The organism is Paenibacillus sp. 1-18, assembly GCF_000520755.1.
GTDB classification, from domain to species: Bacteria; Bacillota; Bacilli; order Paenibacillales; family Paenibacillaceae; genus Paenibacillus; species Paenibacillus brasilensis.
This window is the reverse complement of sequence record NZ_ASSB01000311.1, coordinates 1-19078: the sequence shown is the minus strand read 5'-3', so window position 1 is coordinate 19078 and position 19078 is coordinate 1. Positions and strand designations below refer to the sequence as shown.

Here is a 19078-nt window from a genome sequence, read left to right as displayed (position 1 = left end):
TTACATAATTTATTTACCTATGCATCATATAACGATTTTGTGTTGAAAGGGTGATTTATTCATGGAAATAACACCTACGATACGGGCAGAATTAGACAGATACTTAAAAGAAGAGGGTTTGAGCCTAATACAATTCGGGCATATTGCAGGCATGAATCGGGGAGCAGTAAGTGCTATTGTGTCAGGAAATAAGTCTATGTCTGTTAACCAGCTTGACCTAATTACGGAGGCTATGGGTTTACCGGAAGGCCACTTTTACGACTTGTTTATAGATAACTACATCATCGACTTACAACCGAATATGAGGCGGATCGAGCCATTTTTGTATCGCTGTGCGGAGTTGGACAAATTGCTGCTCTATGAGGGCGTAGCTGAAGTGGAGAAGTACCAACATTCGGAACGTTTGGCAATCTGCCATTATCGTATATTCACGATTCAGGTTGGAGACGATCAAAAACGCAATCTCAGGGCAGCTACAATATTTAAGGTTTTTGTCGAATTAATTTACAATAGAGGGTACTGCCAACATTTTAACGAAAATATACGCTAAGTCTTTGGATTTGTCCGGCTTAGCTTTTTTTCTTACTCTAAGGATTTTGGCCCTTATCATCTACGCCATTGATACCAATTTCAACGTTTACTCGGACCTACTCTGTTGTCTGAGAATAAAGCTGTTTAATTTATAATAAATTTGTTTAAAAATGGCCATCTTCACTAAGCTAACGGGCAGTAGAGCACGATTGTGAATTTATATAGGTACAACTTGTACCTTGCGGCTAGCCACAGCCATATAAAACCGATGCGGCTAACAAGGCCAGATTTAAAGGGCAAATCTCCATGCATGATTTGAGAGCATGGAGACTTATTTTAGTTTTATTATACAAATAGGCAAACATGACACCATCCAATTGCCAATATGAGGGAGGATGGGGTAAACGGCAAATAGCATGCATTAAGAATCCGCTATTGCTGTATTCTGATCGGGACGTCTTGCCGGAAACAGGCAGATCAGCGATGTTGTTAGTTCCAGCCTATAGGTCTATTGAACCGGAATTTCAATCCAGGATGAACGAATATCACCAGTATATATCGTTTGCTTCGCGATTTTCATCTCTTCTTGAAGCGCCCAAGATCCGGCGATGTTAGGGTGCGCATGGTAAGCCGGAAAATTGGATGAGGAGATGTCAACCCTCAATATCGAACCTTTGCGGAGCGTCCAGAGGATCGGCCACAATTCGATTTCGATCTCTACGATCTCGTTTGGCGTGTAGGGTGATGTACGGTCATTGCGAAAACGCAAGCTAGTGATGCCATCGCGAATGTTGCACGTGGTACCGTCGGCAAACTGCTCCATGATGCATACCGTGAACGAAGTATCCTCGGCATCCGAGCTTACGGTCAGATGCGTTGTAATTGGACCAGAGATCTGCAAGGGGGCCTCCAGTTCTTCCGACAAGAAAGAAATGACGTCCGTTCTCGTACCTGGCGCGTCTTGATAGACGCTGGCCGGCCTGCAAGCGTCAGGTGCCAGGGACAAATAATTCATCAAAGCGGCTCCCCCCTTCGTCGATACGGGATTGGAAGGATCGTATGCATAGGAAACGGAAGTTCCCGCAAACGGTTTTTCGAGCGTCAAGCAATGAATGGGCCCCTGCGTGCATGCCAGTTCGTATCGCGCAACGCTATTGTTTTTGATCCATCCGTCCCAGCTTTTCCAACGTCCTTCCCCGATCACATAAGTTTGAACCTTTCCCTTAAGATCAACGTTCTCGAACGGCTCGCCTTTCAAATGATGATTAAACCACTGCAAAGCGGCTCGATGCTGCTTCGGCACCCATAATTCATGATTCGTATAATCCAGATCGCCGGCAACATCTTCTGTATGCACCCAAGGCCCGATGAGAAAACAACTTTCCGATCGGACGGATTCGGGAAGTTTGTTGTAGCTCAGGACGGACGAATTGAGATTATGGTCGAACCATCCTTCAATGATCATGACCGGAATCTTCGTCTTACAGGGAACTTCTTTCAAATCGGCCCAAAAACCGGTATTCCAAAAAGGTCTGTCGGGATCGATCTCTGTTACCCAATCCCGATACCAGGGCAGCGTATGTCCAAACAGATGTTGGTCCATCTCGATGTGAGGTTTCACGGACAGCGCTTCCCGATAAAGCGTATCTTGCGGCAAAAGCGGTTCATAGCCGGCGTTCCAAATCGCCCAAGCGGTGAAGAGGTCGTGCCGAAACATGCCGTTCATGTAAAGTTGTTTGTACCGCTCGATTCCGGCGACGGCGATAAACATCGTTTTGACTTCCGGAGGCGGTGCTCGGCCATGCTCCACTGAAGGATCCCCGAGTAAGAGGAACCGTAAGTGCCGATGCGGTCGTTCGACCAAGATTGCTCGATCACCCAATTGAGCGTATCCAACCCATCCTCTATCTCATGGACAAAGGGAATCCATTCTCCTTCAGATTGCCCCCGGCCTCGGCATTCCTGCAGAACGAAGGCAAATCCGTGCCCAGCCCAGAACTTTGCCTGCTCCAGAAAATCCGCCTGCATGAACGGGTACGGATTACGATTGAGAATGACTGGCCAAGGGCTTCCCTCTTCCGGAAGTGTAACAATCGTGTTCAGATTGACTCCGTCTCTCATTGGTACGAATTCGGCTTCTTGATTCTTGTCATATGTTGACATTCGTCATTCCTCCATCATTTTTAAAGTTTGGTATTGCCCTCTGAGACTATAATAAGAAATAATGGTGACAGGGATTGTCATGAACTTTAATTTGAAACAAGATGGGGAATTAATATGCCAAAATCTGAATTGCCCAAGTCCAAAAGACTGATGGAACTGATGATGACCGTTAATCGAAAGCGGCAGTTCAAGGTTCGAGAGCTTGCCGATGAATTCGGGGTGTCCACACGCACCATCTTGAGAGATCTGCAGGAATTGAGCGAGCTGGGGGTTCCACTGTATTCGGAAGTAGGCCCGCATGGGGGATATCAAGTAGTAAGAGAAAGGGTTCTGCCGCCTATCGCATTTACGGAAATGGAGGCGGTGGCGATGTTTTTTGCGGTGCATGCCTTACGTCATTATTCCTCGCTGCCGTTCGAAGCGGAGTCGGTTTCTGCGCTGAAAAAATTTTATTTGCATATGCCTGGAGATGTCAGGAATCGCATCGACAGCATGAAAGACCGGCTCGATTTCATTGCACCGACAAGGCGGGGGGATGCTCCATACCTGGCTATTGTGCTGGAAGCCGCTGTGGAGCAAAAGGTACTCGCTATCGATTACGAATCGGATGAGAAAGGGGAAAGCAGCCGTCAGATTCAACCAGTCTTGCTCTATGCTAACCAAGGGTACTGGTATTGCTTGGCGTATTGCTTCCTGCGCCAAGGCTATCGATTGTTCCGGTGCGACCGGATTCGATCAGCTGTCTATGATACATCAGGCATAGAGCCGCTTGAGCTTGGCGGTATCCATCTTACATGGCGAGAAGAAGAGGAGCTAGTGAAAGATCCCATCCACCTTCGGGCTTATCTGAGTCGCAAAGGCGTGCAACACTGCGAGGCAGAGATTTGGCTCTCTCTGCAATTGAATGCAGACGGAAGCGGCTTTATTGACAAGGTTGTGTCCCAAGCCCATCTTTCCTTTTATGCGGAGTTTTTCATTGGATTAGGAGATGAGGTTATTCTGGATGAGCCGGAGGAATTGAAAGAAGCGATAAGGAAGAGACTTTCCGAGCTGTTAAGTCGCTACTAAGGCATGCAATGACTTTGCAATTGTAGTCTAGCTGCCAAGTGAACGAAGGCAGGATGGTAGCTATAATTGTATCTCTTACATCCTGTCGATTACGATGATCATAAAGTTGATTCACTTCACTAACGGAGACGTTAGTTCAATGATGTTAAACAACTTTATTTCCGACCCGGCCCATATCATAGGCCGGGTTTACTGCATTTTTTTCGGCCATTTTAAATGACTCTAAAGCTGACACCTGAAAGCTACACGTTTGTGGCAAGCTGGCTGGCTGGAAGCATATGGGGATCAAACTGGAAATTTGTCATGGCTCTGTTGCCTTGGCTTATTGTGCTGCTTCCGTTCGCGTACTATAAGGCAAATGTAATGAATGTGCTTAACCTGGGAGATCAGACTGCATCCGGGTTAGGTACCCCTATCGAAAAGGAGCGTATTCTTCTCCTGGCTGCTGCAGTTGGACTGGCCAGTTCCAGTGTGTCAGTTAGCGGTGGTATCGGTTTTGTTGGTTTGGTTGCTCCGCATTTGGCGAGAAAGCTGGTGGGGCCGAAGCATAAAATGCTGCTGGTAACCCGTGCTTTAGTCGGAGCACTCCTGGTACTCGTAGCAGATACGATCACACGCTCCTTACCTTTGCAGAAAGAAATTCCGACAGGCTTGATCGTGGCCATTATTGGTGCGCCCTACTTCCTGTATTTGCTGGGCCGCTCCAAGGGATAGCATTGTGAAACAAATAACCTTCAACACCACTAAGAAAAGTGGAGTTGAAGGTTATTTTCCATTTGTGCCTTAGTAGTCTTGCATCTCAACGGGAAGTGTTCAAGGCATGAGAGGTTTGATGCAGCTCTCTGATCATTTTGTGCAACGTGTAATTTTCTTGACGTGTCACGCCGTGTTGATTTTCCTGAACCAGCAACTGATGGATGTTACGTTTTAGAATTTCACTTCGACGTTCCAGCATTTCGGTACTCATAAATAAATGAACACTCCCTTTGTCATGATAAACCCATATCATTGGAATGAGCATAGGCTGTAAATAAGCTTGGCTTTCGACTTCTTTAAGTATATCGTGCTGGATGATCAAGGGAAAACGGAGCAAGACAGCAAAATGCTTTATCTCATCACTCTTATCGTGCCAACGGCTACTCACCCCAGGGGTTCTTAGATATGCTTCCTAATGCTGGTGATAACAGACGCTTAGGTTATTTTTTTATTTGATGAAAAAGAGTTTTGAATGGAGCGCTAGACAAGGGGAGGGGCTTTATTTATACTTAAAAAGTGCTCAAAATAACTGCGTATAATATAAATTATACGCAGTTTAGGTTTAAAACGACTTTACATCTCCTAGTTGCATAAGATGTCGATTGAATTGTCGATAAAAAGCAGACAAAATTGAACGTTTTACAGCATATTTCAGAATATGAATGGAAAAGGAGGCCACTGGTGTGAGAAAAGAGCTGCGTCATATGGAGTCGGTCACGGTAGATGAAACGGATGAAGTTTATGCTGAGGAGTTGGAAGCCTTTTTGATTTGGATGAAGGATGCGGGATATACAATACATACGCAAAAAAATTATATGGGGGATGTAAAGCAGTTTTTACGCACGTTGCGGGATAAACCACTCGATCAGGTGAAAAAGATTCACGTTATGTCCTATCTGTCCAAAGCTCGGGAGGGAGGAGCTGGGGATAGTACCCGGAATCGCAAGCATGCAGCGGTGAGCAGCTTTTTCAAAGCACTGCAGGAGTTTGAATTATGCAGTACAAATCCGGCATCGGGAATTAAAAAAGCAAAGACAGTAAAAAATCGAATGCCCGTATACCTGGATGAAAATGAAATCAGGCCATTTTTACTTGCGGTGGAAGGAAAATATGCTAATCGGAATATGGCTATTTTTCTGCTCATGGTATATATGGGATTGCGGGTAGGGGAGGTTCACTCATTGAATATCTCTGATTATAGCCGGGAACGACGTACTTTGGATGTGTTCGGAAAAGGACGGAAGTGGCGTACGCTTCCAATGCCGGAGGCTGTATGTGATATTTTAGACCGTGCATTGGAGGAAAGATTAACGCCGTGGAGAGGGAAGGAGGATGCTATGTTCGTATCGCAAAAAGGCCGCCGACTGGCAGTGCGCTCTATCCAGCAGATCGCAACAGAAACGTTCGAGCGATTCCAACAGGATAAAGGTGCACAGGGTCGGGTAGCCTACTCCAGCCATAAACTGCGGCATACGTTTGCGACAATGCTTTTGCGTAAGGGGGCCGATCTACGTACGGTGCAGGAGTTGTTAGGGCACTCATCCATTCAGACGACGACTGTATATACGCATGTCACGGATCGGGAGAAGGAAAAGGCGATGGATAAGCTGGATATTCAGATACCAACAGCATAGTTGTAAGTATATACCATGAGTGCATGTGATAAAGCACATACTGACATAGCCATTCGAGGTAGTGGAAGATCAAAAAAAGAACCTGGACAGTTTTACCAGGTTCTTTTATATTGCACATGAACAGACACAATGATATAATCGGTTTACTACTGCATCAATTTAAGATTCCATAAGTAACACATCTTACATTTTGATTGTATCATGCCGGTAAACTCTTGTCAAATGTTTTTTCTCAATTTAATGGTTAGGAGAGATATTGAATGAGTTCTTTGGTTCTCGGTTTTCAGGAAATTGAAAAAACGCAGCTTTTGCTCGTTGGCGGAAAAGGGTTAAATTTAGGGAGATTATCAAAAATTCAAGGAATAGAAGTACCAGAAGGATTTTGTGTTACAACAGTGGGATATCAAAAAGCCATCGAACAAAACGAAACGGTTCATGCTTTGTTGGACAGACTAACCATGCTAAAAGCAGAAGATCGAGATCAAATTGGTGAAATCAGCAGGAAGATTCGACAAATCATTATGGAAGTAGAAATTCCTTCCGATGTTGTAAAAGCAGTTACTCACTATCTTTCCCAGTTTGGTGAAGAACATGCTTATGCAGTGCGCTCTAGTGCGACTGCTGAAGATTTACCACATGCCTCTTTTGCTGGTCAGCAAGACACCTATTTAAATATTATCGGCAAAGAAGCAATCTTGCAGCATATCAGCAAATGTTGGGCTTCCCTATTTACGGATCGCGCGGTAATCTACCGTATGCAAAATGGATTTGACCACAGTCAAGTTTATTTATCTGTTATCGTTCAAAGGATGGTTTTCCCACAGGCTTCAGGGATTTTATTTACCGCTGATCCGATTACTTCCAACCGAAAGCTGCTATCAATTGATGCCAGTTTTGGACTTGGAGAAGCGCTGGTCTCTGGCTTGGTATCTGCTGATAGTTATAAAGTACAGGAAGGGGAGATCGTCGATAAGAGGATAGCAACTAAGAAATTGGCTATCTATGGACTAAAAGAAGGCGGAACAGAGACTCGGCAGATCGATCCTGATCAGCAAAAGACTCAAACACTTACGGATCAACAAATTTTACAACTGGCACGCATCGGAAGACAGATCGAAGCATATTTTGGTTGCCCACAAGATATCGAATGGTGTTTGGCCCATGATAAATTTTATATTGTCCAGAGTCGGCCAATTACTACTTTATACCCGATCCCCGAAGCGAATGATCAAGAAAATCACGTCTATCTATCTGTTGGTCATCAACAAATGATGACAGATCCCATAAAACCATTGGGATTGTCTTTTTACCTGTTAATTACTCCTGCACCTATGCGTAAAGCCGGTGGGAGGTTGTTTGTTGATGTTGCACCTATACTGGCTTCACCTGTCAGAAGGGAAACTTTTTTAAGTACCCTGGGATCCGATCCGCTCACGCAAGGCGCACTCATGACCATAACAGAGCGAGATTTTATAAAATTGTTACCAAATGATCAAACAGCACCGATTCCCAGCAGAAGTAATACAGATACGCCGGCACAATTCGAAAACGATCCGACAATCGTTTCTGATTTGATTAAGCGTAGTCAAACATCGATAGAAGAGTTAAAACAAAATATCCAAACGAAATCAGGATCGGATTTATTTGATTTTATTCTGGAAGATATCCAGGAATTAAAGAAGATTTTATTTGACCCACAAAGTACGGCTGTGTTTATGGCTGCTATGAATGCTTCATCATGGATCAATGAGAAAATGAACGAGTGGTTGGGTGAAAAGAACGCAGCAGATACGCTTTCTCAATCTGTACCCCACAATATTACTTCGGAAATGGGTCTGGGGCTATTGGATGTCGCAGATGTGATTCGCCCTTATCCGGAAGTGATTGATTGTTTGCAGCATGCAAAAGAAGATAACTTTCTGGATGAACTGCTTAAGTTTGATGGCGGACAGGAAACCAGGGACGCGATCAATGTTTATCTCAACAAGTACGGAATGCGATGTGCCGGAGAAATCGATATTACTCGAACTCGTTGGAGCGAAAAACCGATTACACTTGTCCCGTTGATTCTGGGTAACGTCAAAAACCTTGAGCCTAATGCAAGCAATCGGAAATTTGAGCAAGGGCGACAGGAAGCTTTGGCAAAAGAACAAGAGTTATTAGATCGATTGAAGCAATTGCCGGATGGTGAACAAAAAGCCAAAGAAGCCAAACGAATGATCGACCTCATCCGGAATTTCATCGGTTATCGGGAATATCCAAAATACGGCTATATTAATCGCTACTTCGTGTATAGGCAGGCTCTACTGAAAGAAGCCGAACAACTTGCACAAGCGGGCGTTATCCATGACAAAGAAGACGTGTACTATCTCACTTTTGAGGAATTTCACGAAGTCGTACGCACAAATAAACTGGATTACCAGATCATTAGCAAACGAAAAGACGATTACAATTTTTTTGAAAAACTAACTCTACCACGCGTTATCACGTCTGATGGTGAAATCATTACAGGTGAGTACAAACGAGAAAATCTCCCAGCCGAAGCTATTGTAGGTCTGCCTGTTTCTTCTGGAGTTATAGAGGGACGGGCACGTGTCATCTTAAACATGGAAAATGCCGATCTGGAAGATGGAGATATATTAGTCACCTCCTTTACTGACCCTGGCTGGACACCATTATTTGTATCCATTAAAGGTCTAGTCACCGAGGTTGGCGGACTGATGACCCATGGAGCGGTTATCGCGCGTGAATATGGCTTGCCGGCAGTTGTCGGAGTGGAAAATGCCACCAGACTGATCAAAGACGGGCAACGAATTCGCGTGAATGGAACAGAAGGGTATATTGAAATATTGTAATGGCTGAATACGTCAAGTAAGAACCTCTGTCATAATGGACGGCACTAAATGCAATCTGTCATGGATAAAAGCACGGTTACCCTTTAACAAACGGGCTGCAATTGGTACATTTATCACTTATAAAAAGAACTCTCCAGACGAGGAGAGTTCTTGCATTTTTATCCATGTGTTTATGGATGGTATCAGCAAAAAATTGCACCCTAACTTAAAAATAACACCAATGATCGAGCCATTGTAGTGTTTCGGTGGATTGATCCTCTTTTTGAAAGCTTTTCTCGAAATCGAGTGAAGTACAGGAGTTCAACACATGTATGATTTGCTTATTTAAAAGCTTCCAAAGATGTATGACATCCATGTGAGAGAACGCGTCCTGATACTGATTGGCAGCAACCCAATCATTTTGTGCATATGATTCAATTTTTACTGGGGATGTTGAATGCTTAATGATTATAAATCTTCGATGGTTATTCGAGGCGGAGTCACACAGATGCCCAAGTATTTCCTTTTTAGACCATTTTTCCGGGAGAGTCTTGGCATTAAATTCATGTTCTGAGATTGAAAAGAGTTCTTTTTCATAAGAGTCAGAACGTCCCATTGTTGTCTTTAAATAAATGATAAATAACAACTTGACTTGGAACGCGTTTCATCAATTAAAGTTAATGTATAACTTAAAAGAGAAAGCGAGGGGCACTCTTATGATCTCACTGATTTTATTATGCTCAGTGATCTGGATGGTATTTTTTTGAATAAGTAACACTTTCGATGTCTTATTAACGATAAAGAAAATGATGGAGTTACAAAACAATTAAAATTAATTAGTGTTATTGAAAGAAGCACTCCAAACTCCACTATGAAAGGAATATACGTAGCATGAAAAATAAAATACTGGTTTTTGATATTGGTGGCTCTTTTATAAAATTCAGTTTGTATTTTCAAGGTGAATTTATGAATAAAGGTAAAGTTGCGACACCCTTAGACTCACTTGAGGACCTGCTTGTAGCTTTGAAGCAAATTCATAATGAGTTTATAGATGAATGTGAAGGTGTAGCCGTCAGTATGCCAGGTATTGTGAATTCGGCCAGCGGTCATATGGTGCATGGAGGCTCTTTAAAGTATATAAATGATATAAATATGATCGCAGTTTTTGAGAAAGCGCTTCATTTACCCGTAGCGATTGAAAATGATGGAAAGTGCGCTGCTCTCGGAGAAGTATGGCGTGGTTCATTACAAGGGGTCACCGATGGTGTTGTTCTGGTAGTTGGAACAGGGATGGGCGGTGGAATCATCTCTCAAGGGAAATTGCTGAAAGGCCATCATTTATCGGCCGGGGAGTTTTCTTTCATTAGAACTAATAACGAACATGCAGACAATGTTGATTATCTGCTTGGTATGCAAGGGAGTAGTTTTGTTTTAACTAAAACTGTTGCGAAAGCCAAAGGACTTCCTGCAGATTCTATGACAGGTGAAAAGGTATTCCAGTTCATTGAAGAAGGTGATCACACAGTCCAAAAGATTTTTCAAGAATACTGTAGGAACATTGCTACACAAATCATTAATTTGCAGGCGATTCTTGACCCTGAAAAGTTTGTCATTGGGGGAGGCATATCTGCAAATCCTTTGCTAGTCATTACCATAAGGAAAGAGCTAGAGAAACTATATATGCGTTCGTTCTTAAATGTTGTGGATGCAAATATTGAACGAAGCAAATTTGGCAATGAAGCAAATTTGCTGGGTGCTGTATTTAACTATAAGCAATCGTTTCATCTTGAATGATTGGCATCTAAGCTTGTTTGACATCAAATAGTTTACATAATAAATATTACGTTATTTAAATGTCTTGGATTTATGAGTCCTCATAATGGAAGCAAATGACAACAAGTAAAATCAGCAAATGGATTACTCTTATCGAAGTGTCCGCTTGCTGATTAAAGTTGCAAGTGTATTTACATTTCATTTTCCGGAGGAGATTCAATAATCAATCCTTGAACATGCTTGCGTCCCAGAAGCTTCCGTTTTTTGCGGTTTTCTTTGGTCTCTAAAACAATGTCCAGATCGTAGTCAGCAGGATACAATTCAGTAGCAGCGATGTGAAGGACGAGCCTTTTTTTATTTATGGTCAGCTTTTGTCCTTGGATCAAAATCCCTACATTCCCCCGTTCATCCTCTGTTTTATAGACAATTCCAGTGCGATTCAGGTAGCCTACATACACACTATCACCAAGGGCAAATGGCGCGGCTGAAGGGTTTAAAGTCTCTTTTTTAGGGAAAGGTTTACTTGCAGCAACTGGCTTTTCCTTATCAAGAGCAGGGGGCATAATAAACGGTTCCTGTGTATTCTGGGACGTACTGCCTTCAGAAATGGCTTGAGAGCGCTCGATAATACGATTCCACATCCCCAGTTTCAAGGCAATTGCGTATGCATAGCTTTCTCCAGCCTCGCCGATTCGAAGGCGGTACAAGGGCTGCAGTGTTTCAGTATCAAACTCCATACGAGCATTTTGGAATCCCGGTGTATTTTCGGCAAAATGCTTGATTTCGCTAAAGTGTGTTGTAGCTATAACTGTTGCCTGGCGACGGTGGAATTCCTCCAATAGCGCGATAGAGAGTCCTACGCCTTCTCCCGGATCGGTACCGGATGCCATTTCGTCGATCAGAATCAGAGTGGAGCTGCCCGCCGTTTCCAAAATGCCGATCATGTTGCGAATATGAGCTGAAAAGGTGCTCAACGCATGTTCAATGCTTTGACCGTCCCCGATGTCTACCTCAATTTCCTCAAATACAGCCATTCGGCTACCTTCCAAAACAGGTACGAGCAATCCGGATTGTACCATTAGCGTTAACAGGCCGACGCTTTTGAGAGCCATCGTTTTTCCGCCTGTATTCGGACCGGTAATAATGAGCGAGGAATAGCCTTGGCCGATGGAAAAATCAAGCGGAACCATGGTATTCGCCATCAACGGGTGACGAGCACCATGGATATCTATTATCCCGTCATGGTTAAGCTCGACAGGCACAGCATCCAGAGTCATGGCATATTTAGCCTTGGCCAATAAAAAATCCAGGACACCTACCGTTTCTGTGTTGATATTAAACTCCCGAGTGTATGATTCGGCGAGGGCTGTAAGTTCTCCGAGCACTTTCATTTCTTCTTTTGATTCTTCCGCCATGTTCGCGCTCTGATCAAATTGCAGGCTAACAATTTCAGCAGGTTCAACATAAACCGTTTGACCGCTTCCTGATTCATCAAGGACGCTGCCCTTTACTTGTTTACGGAATTCTTTTTTGATTGGAAGCACATAACGGCCGCCGCGCTGACTAACCATATTTTCCTGCATGATGGATTGATGGCGGCTGATAAGAGAATCAAGTTTCCTCTTTATGCGTTCTTCAGTAACCGTTATTTTTTTGCGGATTTTTGCCAGCTCTTTACTGGCCATATCCGTCACTCGTCCCGAATAAATACATTTCTCGATTTCGGACAAAAGAGGCTCCATACCATACATGGAGGAAGCATAGGCACTGACAGTTGGAGCGACATCTGCCTTGGAATTCATATATTTTATGAGTTGGCTGCAACTTCTTATAAACTGAGCCATGTGAGAAAAATCGCGCTCGCTGAACAAATAGCCGGTTCCCAACAAGTGGAGGATGTATTCCATCCCTTCCAGCGATGGGATGGGGACGCTTGCTCCGTGGCGTATTAACTGCAAGGCCTCGTTTGTTTCATTTAGGCGAGTCCTGATTGTACGAATATCTGTAATGGGAAGCATGGAAGCGGCATGCTGCTTACCAAGGTAAGAAAAGGCGCATTCGGAGACTCTTGTTTTGATTCGGTCGTATTCCAAACGCTGCATCGTGGTTTCATTCATGAGAAATCTCTCCTTTGGTTGTTTGTTCAGGATTTTTGGAACCTTGCTGCAAAAGAAAAAAGGGCGGAGAATGAACAAATCGTTCATTCTCCGCCCATAAGGAAAGAGGGAAATTATCGACAAATAAGCCTAGAATTCAGCTGTTGTAATTCCAAATTCAAGCCTCCGATTTATTCACGCATTAGCCCATTTGTAAGCTATTCGTCTTATGAATAAAGGAAGGATAAAAGGAAAGTTACAAAACCTGAAAACAAAAAAACCGCGCTGAACACAGCACGGAATAAGGCCTAAATGTAAATAATCCCTAAGGCGATTTATGATATCCGCATGTTCTTAACTAATACCAGGGTAAAAAAACAGCAACAAACAAACCTATCCCCGAAGGGTACAAGGTGCCTGATGGTCTTCCCTGAATATGCAATTGCTTAGTTAAGAACGTTCACCGACATTAAAATCTCTCCCTTAATTGAAGATATATCCATACTATACGATCAGACAGGTATTGAAGTCAAGGCCGACTTCTTCAATTCGATACAAAAGTGATCATGAGAACAAAGAAATACAATATACGTAATATATATTACGTTAACTTAATGAAAACTGGGCAGTTATTATCTTTTAATTGAGAATAATAATCATTAAAATTGTAATGATGAATGGAACTCGTATATACTGCGAATCCATCGTAGATATTAATCTGTTCAGTCCTTTATTGAGCATTAGAAAACTTACGAGAGATATTCCTATATTTTGTAGGTGATATCCCTTTTTTAGCTTTAAACTGCTTGATAAAGTATGTGTCATACTCGAATCCCGTAGCGTGCGCTATTTCATTCAGCTTCATACCTGTATGCGTAAGAAGATCACATGCAACTTTCAAACGATATTCAAGCATGTAACCTATTGCCGTATTTCCGCATCTCTCTTTAAATAATTTATTGAGAGTTACACGGTTCAAATGGACACAATTCGTCAAATCCTCCAAAGAAATCTTCCTTGAGTAGTTCGTTTGTATATATTCTATTGCTAAATCCACAGGAGACCGTTCACTGGTCAGGCATAAATCCTCAAGTAACCCCAAAATTTGTATAAGATACTTTTTTATTCTGCATACCCAGTTTGAATCGCTTTGCGCCTGAACTTCCATACCAAGTATAAAAAACCATTCAAATAAAATCGGATATGCTTTTTCGGTTACATGGGGGACGCTTAAAAAGAGAGGATCACGTTGAAACAGCGAAAGACCTGTTTGTATTCTCGGACTAGTTGGAAAATAACCTTGCGTTTCGGACAGTGTTATGGTGTTGAGAAATTGGGAATCATAACAAAAGGATTGCGCCGCTACGCTAACCTTCTCGTTGACTTGGATAACATCATATTCAGTCAAGCAAAGGACACCCGGAGCGACAATAGTTATGGGAAACTCGTTGAATATCCCTTTCAAGGTTCCTGAAGTAATTAAGATAATTGTAAAACGTTGAGGATAAGGAAGGTTACTAAAGTCCTCCACGGCGAAAAATTCAATGTTCACTGAACGTTTTTTGTAACGGTCGGTCTGCGGCATAATGGTCACCTATCAAATAGTATAGTTAGATGCTTCTTTTTTAGCATAGTACCACAGAAGTTCAAGGGATATCATTAAGATGTGCACAAAAAAGGAGGAGAAATATAATGTCTGTTGAACGTTTTCATATTCACATTGCAGATGAAGTCCTTGTTGATTTAAAGAGAAGATTACAGCACATCCGCTGGCCGGATCAATTGGAAAACTCAGGCTGGGATCGAGGTGCTGATTTAACTTATTTAAAATCCCTTGTTTCGTATTGGCGGGAACAGTATGATTGGCGCGAACATGAATCTCAGTTAAACCGTTTTTCCCAGTTTTGCTGCCACATCAATGGAATTGATGTGCACTTTGTTCATGAGTGCGGCAAGGGTCCCAATCCCATACCCATTATTCTAACCCACGGATGGCCAGATAGTTACCTTAGATATCAGAAAATTATTCCTCTTCTTACAGATCCAGCTAGCTATGGAGGTGATCCTAAGGATTCTTTCGATGTCATTGTCCCTTCATTACCTGGTTTCGGGTTCTCTAGCTCTCCTGACCATCCTGGTGTCAACAATTATCAGGTTTCCGAGATGTGGGCTAAATTAATGACAAAAGAATTAGGATACGGTAAGTTTGCTGCAGCAGGTGGGGATATAGGTTCCGGAGTTACAAGATATCTGGCATCAAATCATCCTGAACTTTTATTCGGGATTCACCTAACAGATATTGGTATCATAAGAGATCTCCTTACGTCCCATGAGCAGGTAAAACTTTCAGAGGAAGAACTTCAATACAAGAAAAGAGCATTAGAATGGATTTCTCTAGAAGGAGGGTATATGTCGATACAATCGACACGTCCACAGACTCTTGCGTATGGACTTTCTGATTCACCAGTAGGCTTAGCCGGTTGGATTATTGAGAAATTCCGAGCTTGGAGTGATTGTGGAGGTGACCTCCGTCAAAGATTTAGCGAAGATGAACTCATTACGCATATCATGGTTTATTGGCTTACTAACACAATTGGGTCGTCAACACGGATGTATTACGAAAATTCACATTCTCTGCCGCCATTAGGCTATATAAAAGTACCAACTGGGGTTGCATTATTCCCAGCAGATATAGTATTACCACCAAAAGACTGGGCAGTACGCAATTTAAATATAACTCGCTGGACTAACATGGCTCGTGGTGGGCATTTTACGGCCATGGAAGAGCCAGAGCTTTTAGCCCAAGAAATTCGTGCCTTCTACAAGCCTTATAGAGTGGAATAGTGAGTGTTTCTGATGGAGCAGATACCTTAGAATAATTATTCAAAAGCGAAGAGACCTTTTGAGTATGCGAACATCGAATGGATTCAGCGTTTGTTTGATGAAAAAGCTACGGATAAAATCTTTTTTTTGAATGCTATTAAATGGTATTTTAAATAATTTTAATATGCACACTGATATCTAACGGAGAACAATAGCACAACACGACGGCACCCAATCGGCTGCCGTTTCTCAACTAATGGACAGTTATGCCGCGCCTTTTATTTGGCGGAGAAAAGATACGTTTCACCATTAGGTTTGGCTCCGCCAAACCTAGAATATTCACAACAATAGCCTTATTCCTTCTATACAATAATGGGAGGGAGGTTATTTTAAAAAAAGAAAAATGCTCCCGTACCTTTGGCTAGGATTTACGGAAGCATTCCAATCAGTTGTTGAAGTAGTGAGACTATTTGAGGTCGGGGATCAGTGCAGGTCGCACAGGTCGCCATCCCAGAAGTTCCTGAGTTGCAACGCTTGATCTCGGGATATCGAGCACTGCAAGTGTGCTGAGGAAGCCGAAGTGGGCGTCTGCCTCTTCACGTGAAAATGCTGACTACAGGCACGTTCAGGTGTTTACCGATAACACTTGCGATGTCGCGAAATGGCACACCTTCATCTGCAACCCCATTTAGTCATCTTGAGCTCGAAAGCTTGCCGGATACAGGAACCTTGCGCGAAGATCTCCTCGTGCTTTTGAAGCCGCAATCGATCGCGGAGGAAGAACGGAAATTTCGAGTCCTAGCGGGCCTAGGCTCCTTTTTGCAGCATCCGGAATTTGCCGAAGCAGAAATAGCCGGGATTTTCGAGCCATGGGTTGTCGTGAACCGCAAGCTTATGAGCCGAGCCGTCGACCGCGGTGAAATTCCTGCTCACGCGGACATTGAGATGGCTTGCCAGGTTATTACTTCAATGGTTTCTTTTCGCGGACTTATCCAGCGTAAACCGTTTGACAAGCTTTTCTTCACAGCGCTAATCGACGGCATTCTGCTGCCTGCCCTCAAAAACCCGCAAACAGCTCCAAATATAATGGACCGATGATGACCAGGCGCTTACCAGAAGAAGCTAGCCATTGTACCGAGTGGCCGGAAATTAAATGATTATGTTGCCGGATATGGATGGAGGAGGATGTAATCCATTTGAAGATCTCATGTCAGACATTAAGGGAAAGAGCGCAGCTTGATAACGAAGCACCGTTAGATTTTATTCAAGGCATGCTGGGCATGAAAAAGCATCAACCACGCAGCTTCGCGGAGAGCGCCGGAGAGAACTTTATCGCCGATTTTTTTAGTATGTTTTAGCGGCGGATTCTCCTTTAGAGATCCGTCGCTATTCAACTAATTATACCTACGAATAATACTCTAAGTTGGTAAATAGCAACAAATCACAGATTAGTTATGCCCACCAGCTCCATAAATCGTGAGAGAGCACTGGTCATGTACGAGTCACGACGTCTTATAAACACAGTGGGTACTGTTCCGTACGGTTCCGGTAATGGGTGACAGTTAAGTCTTTCCTGCATCCGTGATTCAACCATAGATATTGGTAAGACGGTGACTCCTAACCCGTTTTCAACGCATTTAAGAACACCCTCTAGAGTGCCATACTCCATCACCTTCATAGGAGCATGGCCATTGTCCTCTAGCCATCGCTGCCAACGTCCCAAATAGATGCAATGCGCGAATGACGAAAGCAATGGTTCATGTAAAATCAATTCTAATTGGAATGGTTCCGGAGAGTAGCTTGTAATCAAAACTAGAGATTCTTCAAAGACAGGGTATTCAACAATTTCCGGATGAAGAATTGGCCCATCCACAAATGCGCCGTCCACCTTATATTTGAGAATGGTACTAACCTGATCTACAGTAGGTGCCATATATAAGCTTAATTCTACTTGTGGAAATTTCTTGTGGTATTGTGTAAAAATCAATGGCAATCGTGTAGAGGCAGTTGACTCCATAGCTCCAATGCGCAAAGTTCCCCGCGGGGCAGAAGAAAGCTTAACTGCCTCAATCGCTTCCTCGAAATCGTAAAGCAACTTGTTTACATGCGGCAACAGTTCACGTCCTGCAGGCGTTAAGGATACCTTCTTATGATATCGATATAACAGAGGAACGCCCAACTCTTGCTCAAGACGTTGTATTCGTGCAGTAACGTTGGACTGTACATAATTCAATTTCTCAGCAGCTTTTGTAATGCTTTGTTCAATTGCTACTGCCTTAAACACCTCCAAAGATCTAATGTCCAAAACAACTCTCTCCTTTTTGCATCACAAAATTTGATTATCTATACACTATTTTTTAATTTTACGTGATGCATCGCAGTATGTAAACTTAGTGAATAAGAGGGATGTACACCAAAACCAAGTGATTGAGTACCTCGTTATCTGATAATGAGGAGTGAATGGGGAAAAAGCAGATTCTAACTAGGGCAAAATGCAGCACACGTTACCAATAATGAGGAGGGAATCTCATGATTTCGAAGGTCAATGTACAAGATAAATTTTTGCAAATAATTGATTATTGGAATCCAAGAATTGGCGGAGAGTTGAACGATTCATACGTAAAAATGGCAAAGATCAAGGGTGAATTCATTTGGCATCACCATGATCACGAGGACGAAATGTTCTTCGTATGGAAAGGGAGACTCCTAATCCGTTTGAGAGACGGTGAAATAGCTGTTAACGAAGGGGAGTTTGTTATTATACCTAAAGGAGTTGAACATCAGCCATTTGCTGAAGAAGAGGTCCATTTACTATTAATCGAACCAAAAACTACTCTAAACACGGGAAATGTGGTGAATGAACGAACCGTTTCGATTCCTCAACGAATTTGATGAAACGCTCATCAGTGAAATAATTATACTGATTTTGATTCGATCCTTAGCTAATGATTCAAACTAATGGGAAACGCTAGTTGAACCAATAGTCTAAAACCTCCTTATAGAAGCAGACTAGAATTAATTGCCCAAGTAGATTGAACAAGAAAAAGGAGAGATTAATATTAATTACCAAGCAATCAATCTGAATGAGAAATTATCTAAGTTCAAAGAACACTGGTCTCCGAAAGTTATTGGAGAAATGAATGACTATCAATTTAAATTGGTCAAGATAGATAGGGATTTTGTATGGCACGATCATCAAGATACCGACGAGGTGTTTATCGTGCTCGAAGGGGAGATGTTCATTGATTTCCGCGATGGCCAAGTAAAGATTTCCCAAGGAGAGATGTTTATTGTACCAAGGGGTGTCGAACACAAAACTTTCGCTAACCAGGAATGTCATATTATGTTGGTAGAGCCCAGGGGCGTAGTAAACACTGGCGAGACTGAGTCAGAATTAACA

General features: G+C 42.8%; 13 protein-coding genes and 4 pseudogenes. 12 read left to right on the top strand and 5 right to left on the bottom strand.

Annotated elements, in window-relative coordinates; genetic code table 11:
• Window positions 1–61: 61 nt before the first annotated feature.
• Window positions 62–499 (top strand): annotated as a pseudogene (locus L693_RS0119680) (helix-turn-helix domain-containing protein); the annotation flags it as partial.
• A gap of 540 nt (window positions 500–1039) precedes the next feature.
• On the opposite strand, the pseudogene L693_RS0119675 reads toward L693_RS0119680, so the two are convergent.
• Window positions 1040–2652, bottom strand: a pseudogene (locus tag L693_RS0119675) (CocE/NonD family hydrolase).
• 171 nt (window positions 2653–2823) lie between these two features.
• Here L693_RS0119675 and L693_RS0119670 point away from each other — a divergent pair.
• Together L693_RS0119670 and L693_RS0119665 are read left to right on the top strand one after the other, a co-directional pair.
• Complete coding sequence (locus L693_RS0119670; protein WP_025719305.1) at window positions 2824–3762, top strand: helix-turn-helix transcriptional regulator; 939 nt, start codon at window positions 2824–2826, stop codon at window positions 3760–3762.
• A gap of 216 nt (window positions 3763–3978) precedes the next feature.
• A pseudogene (locus tag L693_RS0119665) lies at window positions 3979–4476 on the top strand (FecCD family ABC transporter permease); the annotation flags it as partial.
• A gap of 85 nt (window positions 4477–4561) precedes the next feature.
• On the opposite strand, the gene L693_RS30715 reads toward L693_RS0119665, so the two are convergent.
• Window positions 4562–4729 carry a hypothetical protein gene (locus tag L693_RS30715; RefSeq protein WP_007432475.1) on the bottom strand — a complete coding sequence of 56 codons (168 nt, stop codon included), beginning with the start codon at window positions 4727–4729 and terminating at the stop codon, window positions 4562–4564.
• Window positions 4730–5201: 472 nt separating this feature from the next.
• On the opposite strand from L693_RS30715, the gene L693_RS0119655 reads away from it, so the two are divergent.
• From L693_RS0119655 to L693_RS0119640, 3 genes are all read left to right on the top strand, one after another.
• Entirely contained in the window at window positions 5202–6152 is a 951-nt protein-coding gene (locus tag L693_RS0119655; RefSeq protein ID WP_025719303.1) for a tyrosine-type recombinase/integrase, read from the top strand.
• 260 nt (window positions 6153–6412) lie between these two features.
• On the top strand, window positions 6413–9007 hold the full coding sequence (gene ppsA, locus L693_RS0119650; RefSeq protein WP_025719302.1) for a phosphoenolpyruvate synthase: 2595 nt from the start codon (window positions 6413–6415) through the stop codon (window positions 9005–9007).
• Window positions 9008–9877: 870 nt separating this feature from the next.
• Window positions 9878–10780 (top strand): ROK family protein, encoded by a 903-nt coding sequence (locus L693_RS0119640; RefSeq protein WP_025719299.1) that lies wholly within the window; start codon window positions 9878–9880, stop codon window positions 10778–10780.
• 170 nt (window positions 10781–10950) lie between these two features.
• On the opposite strand, the gene L693_RS0119635 is transcribed toward L693_RS0119640, so the two are convergent.
• Together L693_RS0119635 and L693_RS0119630 are read right to left on the bottom strand one after the other, a co-directional pair.
• Window positions 10951–12876 (bottom strand): endonuclease MutS2, encoded by a 1926-nt coding sequence (locus L693_RS0119635; RefSeq protein ID WP_025719297.1) that lies wholly within the window; start codon window positions 12874–12876, stop codon window positions 10951–10953.
• Window positions 12877–13585: 709 nt separating this feature from the next.
• Window positions 13586–14440 (bottom strand): helix-turn-helix domain-containing protein, encoded by an 855-nt coding sequence (locus L693_RS0119630; protein WP_014281559.1) that lies wholly within the window; start codon window positions 14438–14440, stop codon window positions 13586–13588.
• Between the two features lie 107 nt (window positions 14441–14547).
• Here L693_RS0119630 and L693_RS0119625 point away from each other — a divergent pair, with 107 nt between their 5' ends.
• The 4 genes and pseudogenes from L693_RS0119625 to L693_RS30140 all read left to right on the top strand — a co-directional run bounded on the left by L693_RS0119625 (window position 14548) and on the right by L693_RS30140 (window position 17036).
• Window positions 14548–15699: an epoxide hydrolase family protein gene (locus L693_RS0119625; RefSeq protein ID WP_025719295.1), complete on the top strand. Its 1152-nt coding sequence runs from the start codon at window positions 14548–14550 to the stop codon at window positions 15697–15699.
• A gap of 39 nt (window positions 15700–15738) precedes the next feature.
• A pseudogene (locus L693_RS31600) lies at window positions 15739–15855 on the top strand (amidohydrolase family protein); the annotation flags it as partial.
• Window positions 15856–16284: 429 nt separating this feature from the next.
• Complete coding sequence (locus L693_RS28315; protein ID WP_231503707.1) at window positions 16285–16776, top strand: TetR-like C-terminal domain-containing protein; 492 nt, start codon at window positions 16285–16287, stop codon at window positions 16774–16776.
• A gap of 98 nt (window positions 16777–16874) precedes the next feature.
• Complete coding sequence (locus L693_RS30140) at window positions 16875–17036, top strand: hypothetical protein (protein WP_231503706.1); 162 nt, start codon at window positions 16875–16877, stop codon at window positions 17034–17036.
• 83 nt (window positions 17037–17119) lie between these two features.
• On the opposite strand, the gene L693_RS0119610 is transcribed toward L693_RS30140, so the two are convergent.
• On the bottom strand, window positions 17120–17983 hold the full coding sequence (locus tag L693_RS0119610; protein WP_025719293.1) for a LysR family transcriptional regulator: 864 nt from the start codon (window positions 17981–17983) through the stop codon (window positions 17120–17122).
• A 224-nt stretch (window positions 17984–18207) separates the two neighbouring features.
• Here L693_RS0119610 and L693_RS0119605 point away from each other — a divergent pair, with 224 nt between their 5' ends.
• A complete protein-coding gene (locus tag L693_RS0119605; protein ID WP_025719292.1) occupies window positions 18208–18570 on the top strand; it encodes a cupin domain-containing protein in 363 nt (120 codons plus the stop codon).
• Between the two features lie 166 nt (window positions 18571–18736).
• Window positions 18737–19078, top strand: a 342-nt coding sequence (locus tag L693_RS0119600) for a cupin domain-containing protein (RefSeq protein WP_025719290.1), incomplete at its 3' end; no start/stop codon positions are given.

Bases quoted from the DNA above. Each gene is read 5' to 3' on its own strand.
- L693_RS30715 (WP_007432475.1), bottom strand. From the start codon at position 4,729: ATGAGTACCGAAATGCTGGAACGTCGAAGTGAAATTCTAAAACGTAAC.
- ppsA (WP_025719302.1), top strand. From the start codon at position 6,413: ATGAGTTCTTTGGTTCTCGGTTTTCAGGAAATTGAAAAAACGCAGCTT.
- L693_RS0119640 (WP_025719299.1), top strand. From the start codon at position 9,878: ATGAAAAATAAAATACTGGTTTTTGATATTGGTGGCTCTTTTATAAAA.
- L693_RS0119635 (WP_025719297.1), bottom strand. From the start codon at position 12,876: ATGAATGAAACCACGATGCAGCGTTTGGAATACGACCGAATCAAAACA.
- L693_RS0119630 (WP_014281559.1), bottom strand. From the start codon at position 14,440: ATGCCGCAGACCGACCGTTACAAAAAACGTTCAGTGAACATTGAATTT.
- L693_RS0119625 (WP_025719295.1), top strand. From the start codon at position 14,548: ATGTCTGTTGAACGTTTTCATATTCACATTGCAGATGAAGTCCTTGTT.
- L693_RS28315 (WP_231503707.1), top strand. From the start codon at position 16,285: ATGCTGACTACAGGCACGTTCAGGTGTTTACCGATAACACTTGCGATG.
- L693_RS0119605 (WP_025719292.1), top strand. From the start codon at position 18,208: ATGATTTCGAAGGTCAATGTACAAGATAAATTTTTGCAAATAATTGAT.